At 70.6% G+C, this 6,153-nt stretch carries 4 protein-coding genes and 1 pseudogene; 4 read left to right on the forward strand and 1 reads right to left on the reverse strand.

What is annotated here, in order from left to right; translation table 11 throughout:
* Nucleotides 1-177: 177 nt before the first annotated feature.
* The 4 genes from ACLEQD_RS34735 (at nt 178) to ACLEQD_RS34750 (ending at nt 5,503) form a co-directional block, all read left to right on the forward strand.
* A complete protein-coding gene (locus ACLEQD_RS34735; protein WP_410390004.1) occupies nt 178-1,236 on the forward strand; it encodes a hypothetical protein in 1,059 nt (352 codons plus the stop codon).
* Nucleotides 1,233-2,666: an SDR family oxidoreductase gene (locus tag ACLEQD_RS34740; protein WP_410390009.1), complete on the forward strand. Its 1,434-nt coding sequence runs from the start codon at nt 1,233-1,235 to the stop codon at nt 2,664-2,666. The genes ACLEQD_RS34735 and ACLEQD_RS34740 overlap by 4 nt, the downstream gene beginning before the upstream one ends.
* Nucleotides 2,667-2,693: 27 nt before the next feature.
* A complete protein-coding gene (locus ACLEQD_RS34745; protein ID WP_410390006.1) occupies nt 2,694-3,767 on the forward strand; it encodes a fatty acid desaturase family protein in 1,074 nt (357 codons plus the stop codon).
* 356 nt (nt 3,768-4,123) lie between these two features.
* Complete coding sequence (locus ACLEQD_RS34750) at nt 4,124-5,503, forward strand: FAD-dependent oxidoreductase (RefSeq protein ID WP_410390008.1); 1,380 nt, start codon at nt 4,124-4,126, stop codon at nt 5,501-5,503.
* Nucleotides 5,504-5,506: 3 nt separating this feature from the next.
* Here the strand turns inward: ACLEQD_RS34750 and ACLEQD_RS34755 are convergent.
* Nucleotides 5,507-6,153: pseudogene (locus ACLEQD_RS34755) on the reverse strand (hypothetical protein); the annotation flags it as partial.

Here is a 6,153-nt window from a genome sequence, read left to right on the forward strand (position 1 = left end):
CCTCCGAGCAGCGGAAACCGGTCCGACAGTCGGACCAGTTCGGACAACCGTGCCGGGTCTCCCAGTGCCATCGGGATCCCGCTGACGCATCCCGTCGGCCCGGCCTCATCGCCTGCCGTAGCCGGAGGGCTGCCCGTCCCGCCGAGCGGCGGAAACCGGTCCGACAGTCGGACCGGTTTGGACGACCACGCCGGGCAGGAGGCGGCCGACGGTTTCGACCACTCGGCCCCCATCCGCTACCACGCGCCGGTGCTCGTCGAGCGTCCGGTCCCGGTGACCGGACCGTCAGCGCTGCGCGGCCGGCGGGTGCTGTTCATCGCGCAGGACGAGGCCCTGGCCCGTGAGCTTGCGGCCCAGGCACATGAGTCCTGCGGTCCCGAGTTCCGCATCGTCCACGCGGGTGCCTCGGACGCTGCCTCGCGGATCCACGGCATCGATCTCAGCCGGGAGGAGACCGCGGAGGCCGGGCTGGAGGCGCTCGGCTTCGAGCCACAGGTCATCGTCTCGGTCTGCCGGATGGCGTTTGACGCCAGCGAGTCCTCCGTGGTCGCGGACACGGCCTTGCGTCACGAGGCGCTGGAGCTGCTCTTCCTGTCCGCCCGCCGTGCCTATCAGGGGCTGACCGCGGGCACGGTGACGCTGGCGAGCCTGTGCATCGGCGGCGTCGGTCCGCGCCGGACGCTGCACCCCGTCACGGGCCTCTTCGCGGGCCTGCTCAAGTCCCTGGGCCGCGAGGTTCCGGCGCACGGCATCCGGGCCATCGCCACGACCCCGCTCCCGCTCCTCACGGCGCTCGGCCACGTCGCGTCCGAGCTGGGCACCGGCGACGACACCGCGCCCGTCGAGGTCTGCTTCGACGGCCCCGTCCGCTGCGTCCGGCTGCTCCAACCCACGGAGGTCCCGGCACGGCCCGCAGCGACGCTCGACTCCCGGTCGGTGGTCCTGCTCACGGGCGGTGGGCGTGGCGTGACCGCCGTCCTCGCCGGGGCGCTGCTCAAGCGGTACGGCTGCAAGGTCGTCCTCCTGGGCCGCAGCGACCGTCCGACGCCCCCGAGCGCGTGCTCCAGGCGCGCGACGAGGAGCTGGGCACCGTGGAGCGCGAGTTCTACGCCTCCGAACTCGCCCGCGACCCCTCCGTGCGGATGCCCGCGCTGCGAGCGCGCTTCGAGCGCCACCTGGCCGTGCGCGAGCTGCGGGCCACGCTCGACGGGCTCACGCGGCTTCCCGGCCAGATGACCTACCGGGCCGCGGACGTCACCCGTCCCGAGGAGGTGGACTGCGTCGTGGAAGCGCTGCTCCGCGAACACGGGCGGCTCGACCTGGTGGTCCACGGCGCCGGCACGCAGGTCTCCAAGAAGCTCCACCGCCGCCGGCTCACGGAGCTGCGGAGCACGCTGGACACCAAGCTGCTGGGGCTGCGCAACCTGCGTGAAGCCTGCGCCCGCCGCCTCCCCGCCCCCGTTCCGTTCCACGTCCTGACCTCCGCGTTCAGCTACATCGGCAATGACGGACAGGCGGACTACGGGGCCGCGAACGAGGCGCTGGACCGGCTCTGCGCCTGGGTCAGCGACGCGCGCCAGGACGTGCAGTGGTGCAGCGTGGGCTGGCTTGCCTGGGACGGCATCGGCATGACGCGCGGCTCGGAGTACCGCGTCCTCGGGGCCAGCCGCAGGCTGCGCGGCATCCGCGCCGACGAGGGCGAAGCGCTCTTCCTCCAGTTGGTGGACGGCCAGCCCATCCAACCCATCAACGTCCAGCTCACCGAGAGCGAGCGCGCCTTCTACGGCCTGGAGGTCCTCGCCCCGCCGCCGCCCACCCCGGAGCCGCCCCGTCCCTCGCGGAGGGAGCTGACGGTCGACGCCGCGAGCATCCCGTGCCTGGAGGACCACCTCGTCCGGGGCACCCCCACCCTGCCCGGCGCCTGGGCCCTGGACCTGATGTTCCAGGCGGCCCTGGACGACGCGCGTCCGGAGCTGCGCACCGTCACCATCGAGGACATCCGGTTCTCACGCTTCATCCGCGTGAAGTCAGGAGGCCAGCAGTCCCTGCGCGCCGAGTGCACCCCGCTGACCGACGCCCCGGGCCGGCACAGCGTGCAGGTCAAGCTGACGGGCGACATCGTCCATGCCTCCGGCGTGGTGCTGGAGCGCGACCTCGTCTACGCCGAGGCCCGCTTCACGCTGACGGCGGAGCCGCCGCGGACCTCGCCTCAGCTGGAGGCCGCCCGCGCTTCGGGCCACGGCGTGTCCGTGCACGACCCGCACTGCGCCACGGGCTCCCCCATCGAGCTGCGCAGGATGTTCGACTGCCTGGAGGAGATCCGCCTGGAGCAGGACGCCCGCTTCGCGCGACTCGGGCTGCCGGAGGTCTCCCGGCAGGCGGGCCACGGCGTGCCCGCGCTCGTGCTGGACGCGGCCCTGCGGTTGAGCGCGATGCACGTGGCGGGCGTGTCGAGCGACGTGTTCGCTCCCATCGGCGTCCAGCGGGCCACGTTCGACCGGGACCTGGTGTCGCATGACGCCCGCGCCCCCCGCCGCCTCACGCTGAAGGCGCTCGCCCCCCGCGTGGAGGGGGAGCTCCTCCAGTGCGGCACCGTGGCGGCGCATGACGAAGCGGGCCGGCTGCGGATGCTCGTCGAAGGCGGCATCGCCCGCCCCATGGCCTGAAACCCCTTTCCTGAACAGGCACCCGCCATGAACGACTCCGCCCCTTCCCTCCCCCTTCTCCCGGATGAAGCCAAGCGGCTCCGCTCGGAGCTGCGCCGCGTGCTGCCTCCGGAGGCCTTCGAACGACAACCCCTGCGAGGCATCGTGGCGCTCTGCCTCGTGCCGGTGGAGGCCGCGCTCATCTGGGTGCTCGGCACCTGGACGCTGCCCCACTGGGCGTGCCTGCTCATCGCCTTCGCGCTGGGCCAGCTCGTCACCACCGTGGGGCTCGCCGCGCATGAGGCCCTGCACCACTCGGTGTTCCACAGCCGCAGGCTGGAGAGCCTGCTGGGCTGGGTGGGCTTCGCGCCCTTCCTGGTGACGCCGGGCAACTGGAGGGCCTGGCACGTCCAGGCCCACCACAGCGCCGCCAACGTCCACGTGCGCGACCCGGACATCCTCCCGCGCAGGACGGACTGGCACACCCAGGGGTTCGCGAAGCTGTTCCACGCCATGTCCCCCGGCTCCGGGCACTGGCTGAGCTTCATCAGCTTCAGCGTCTTCTTCACCGCGCAGGGCCAGGCCTTCCTCTGGCACCACTGCCGGCTGCCCGGGTTCCAGCACGTGCACATGCACCGCGTCCGGGAGCGGGTGCTCACGCTGCTCGTCACCGCGGGGTGGGTGGCGCTCGGGTGGGTGCTGGGGCCCCGGGCCGCGTTCTACGCGCTGGTGCTCCCGCTGCTCATCGGGAACGTCACGCTGATGATCTACATCGCCACCAACCACTGGATGCAGCCCGCGTCGGAGGAGACGGACAACCCGTTCGTGAACACCGCCAGCGTGGAGACGCACCCGGTGATGAACTGGCTGCACTTCAACTTCAGCTACCACCAGGAGCACCACATCTTCCCGGCGCAGAGCCCGAAGTACGCCCCGCTCCTGCGCAAGCACCTGCGGGAACTGAGCCCCCAGGCCTCCATCGTCTATCCCCACCTGCGCGCCCTGCGCACGCTGTACCGGCGCCCGGCGCTCTACTCCGCGGATGGCCAGACGCTGATGGGCCGGGACGGCACGCCGGAGCTGTCCACCACGGAGCTGCGGCAGCGGCTCGAAGCCACCTGAGCGGATACGGACGAGGCCCGGAACCGCGCCTGGGTTCCGGGCCCCCCACCTTCCAGACGCCGCTACTTGCCGGGCCAGCTCAACGCGCCCCGGCAGCAGGGGCAGGAGGACGGGCGCGCGGTGCCTGGACATCCGAGGGGGGAGGAACGAAATCAAGACAGAGCGGTTGAGTTGTTGCGGGTGGCTTGTCCCTGGCCGGGTGGATGCCCAGTGTCCCCGGGTCCGATGCGGCACGGGGCCTCGGCGCCTCCAGGCCGCCCGCCCGCCCTGATGCCGGACGTGAGGGCTCCGCGCCGACAGGCCAGGGCTCACGTTCCACGGAATCATCCGCACCTTCCCGCCAACGGAGGAGACGGATGCTCACGGAGTCGGTCACAGGGGGCCCCCGCGTGGAGGGCCCTTCACGGGCAGCAGCGCTTCACGAAGCCAAGGTGGAGGCCATCGCCCGGCAGCTGCGGCAGCGGAAGGGAAAGGGGCCCGCGTCCTTCAAGAAGAAGTCCCCGCCCCACAGCGTCCCCAAGCGGTTCGACTCGCGGCGCCGCGATGAGAAGGTGGACCTGAGCGACCTGGATCAGCTCCTCGACATCGACACGGTGGGGATGACCTGCACCGCGGAGCCCGCCGTCACCTTCGACGAGGTGGTGCGCGCGACGCTGCCCCACGGGCTCATCCCGTACATCGTCCCGGAGCACAAGACCATCACGCTCGGGGGCGCCATCGCGGGGTGCTCCATTGAGTCCATGTCCTTCCGCCAGGGCGGCTTCCACGACACCTGTCTGGAGTACGAGGTCATCACCGCGAAGGGCGAGGTGCTGCGCTGCTCGCCGCGCGAGGACCCGCTGCTCTTCGAGATGATGCACGGCTCGTTCGGCACGCTGGGCATCCTGTCCAAGCTGCGCTTCAAGCTCGTGCGCTGCGCGCCCTTCGTGCGGGTGACGAACGAGACGCACAGCTCGCTGGAGTCCTTCCAGCAGGGCATCTGGCACCACTTCCAGAACGAGGGCGCGGACTATCTGGACGGACAGATTTTCTCCCCCACGAAGCACGTGCTGTGCGTGGGCCACTTCGTGGACAAGGCGCCGTACGTGCACCGCTACGACTGGCTCACCGCGTACTGCGAGAGCATCCCGCGCCGCGCCGAGGACTACCTCCCGACGTATGACTATCTCTTCCGCTACAACCGCGGCGTCACGCACGTCAAACCGAAGAGCCTCGTGGCGCGGGCGCTCTTCGGAAAGCTCATCCACTCCGACAGCGTGCTGAGGACGGCCAATCGCTTCACCCAGCTGCTGCCGAAGAAGGACCCGCCGGTCATCGTGGACGTGTTCGTCCCCTTCTCGCGCACGGCCGAGTTCATGGACTGGTACCACCGCGAGATGAAGCACTACCCCGTCTGGTGCGTGCCCTTCCGGCGGACGCGCGACTACGAGTGGCTGACGCCCCAGTGGTGGTCCGGCATGAAGGACCCGCTGTTCCTGGACCTCGCCGTGTACGGCATGCCGCAGCCGCCGGGCCGCAACATCTACAAGGAGATGGAGGACGAGCTCCAGCGCGTCAACGGCACCAAGACGCTCATCTCATACAACTACTACGACGAGGAGACGTTCTGGAGCCTCTGGAACAAGGACACGTACCAGGCCGTGAAGCAGCGCACGGACCCGGACAACCTCTTCCGGGACCTGTACACGAAGATGTGCAAGGCGGCGCTCGGCCTGGACTCGCCCCAGGCCCACTGAGGCTCAGCTGAGCACGGTGCTCAGGTTCAGCGGACCGGCGGGGACGCCGACGTCATGGAGGGCGGGGTCGTCCTTCTCCGTCTGCCAGGCGTTGGCCTCCGTCACGGTCTTGCCGGTCGCCTCGTTGGTGATGGACATCCTGCCGTTGTGGCCCGCGGGGGCAATCTGGCTGGTGTCGAAGCCGCTCCAGCCGGTGCCGGAGTTCGCGAACGTCGCCTCGCCCCACGTCTGACCGGAGTTCGCGCCGGGCTTCGCCGAGCCGTCCTTCGACGCGGCCCACGCCACGCTGCTGTTGCTGTCGAACGCCACCACCTGCGACTGGCCGGGCTGGAGCGTGAACGTCTTGGGCGTGCTCTTGTCGAAGTTCTGCCCGTCGTTCGGGTTGCCGTTCTCGCCCGTCTTGTTCCAGAGGGTGATGGTCTGCGGCGCGTTCGTCTTGTTGGTGAACGTGTTCGTGTACTTGAACTGGTCCTTCTGCCCCGGGTCGATGAGCTGCATGTTGCTGTTGTAGGGCGACCCGACGTTGTTCTTGGCCAGCCACGGCGCGTTCGCGGGCGCGGGCTCGGTGGAGCCGGCGGACGGAGGGCCGAAGCCGGGGCCCGCGTCGCTGTTGTACGTGGGGTGCGCCGGAGCGGCCGCGCTCGCGGTGG

Origin of the sequence: Corallococcus sp. 4LFB (assembly GCF_046520365.1) — a bacterium.
Taxonomy (GTDB): domain Bacteria; phylum Myxococcota; class Myxococcia; order Myxococcales; family Myxococcaceae; genus Corallococcus; species Corallococcus caeni.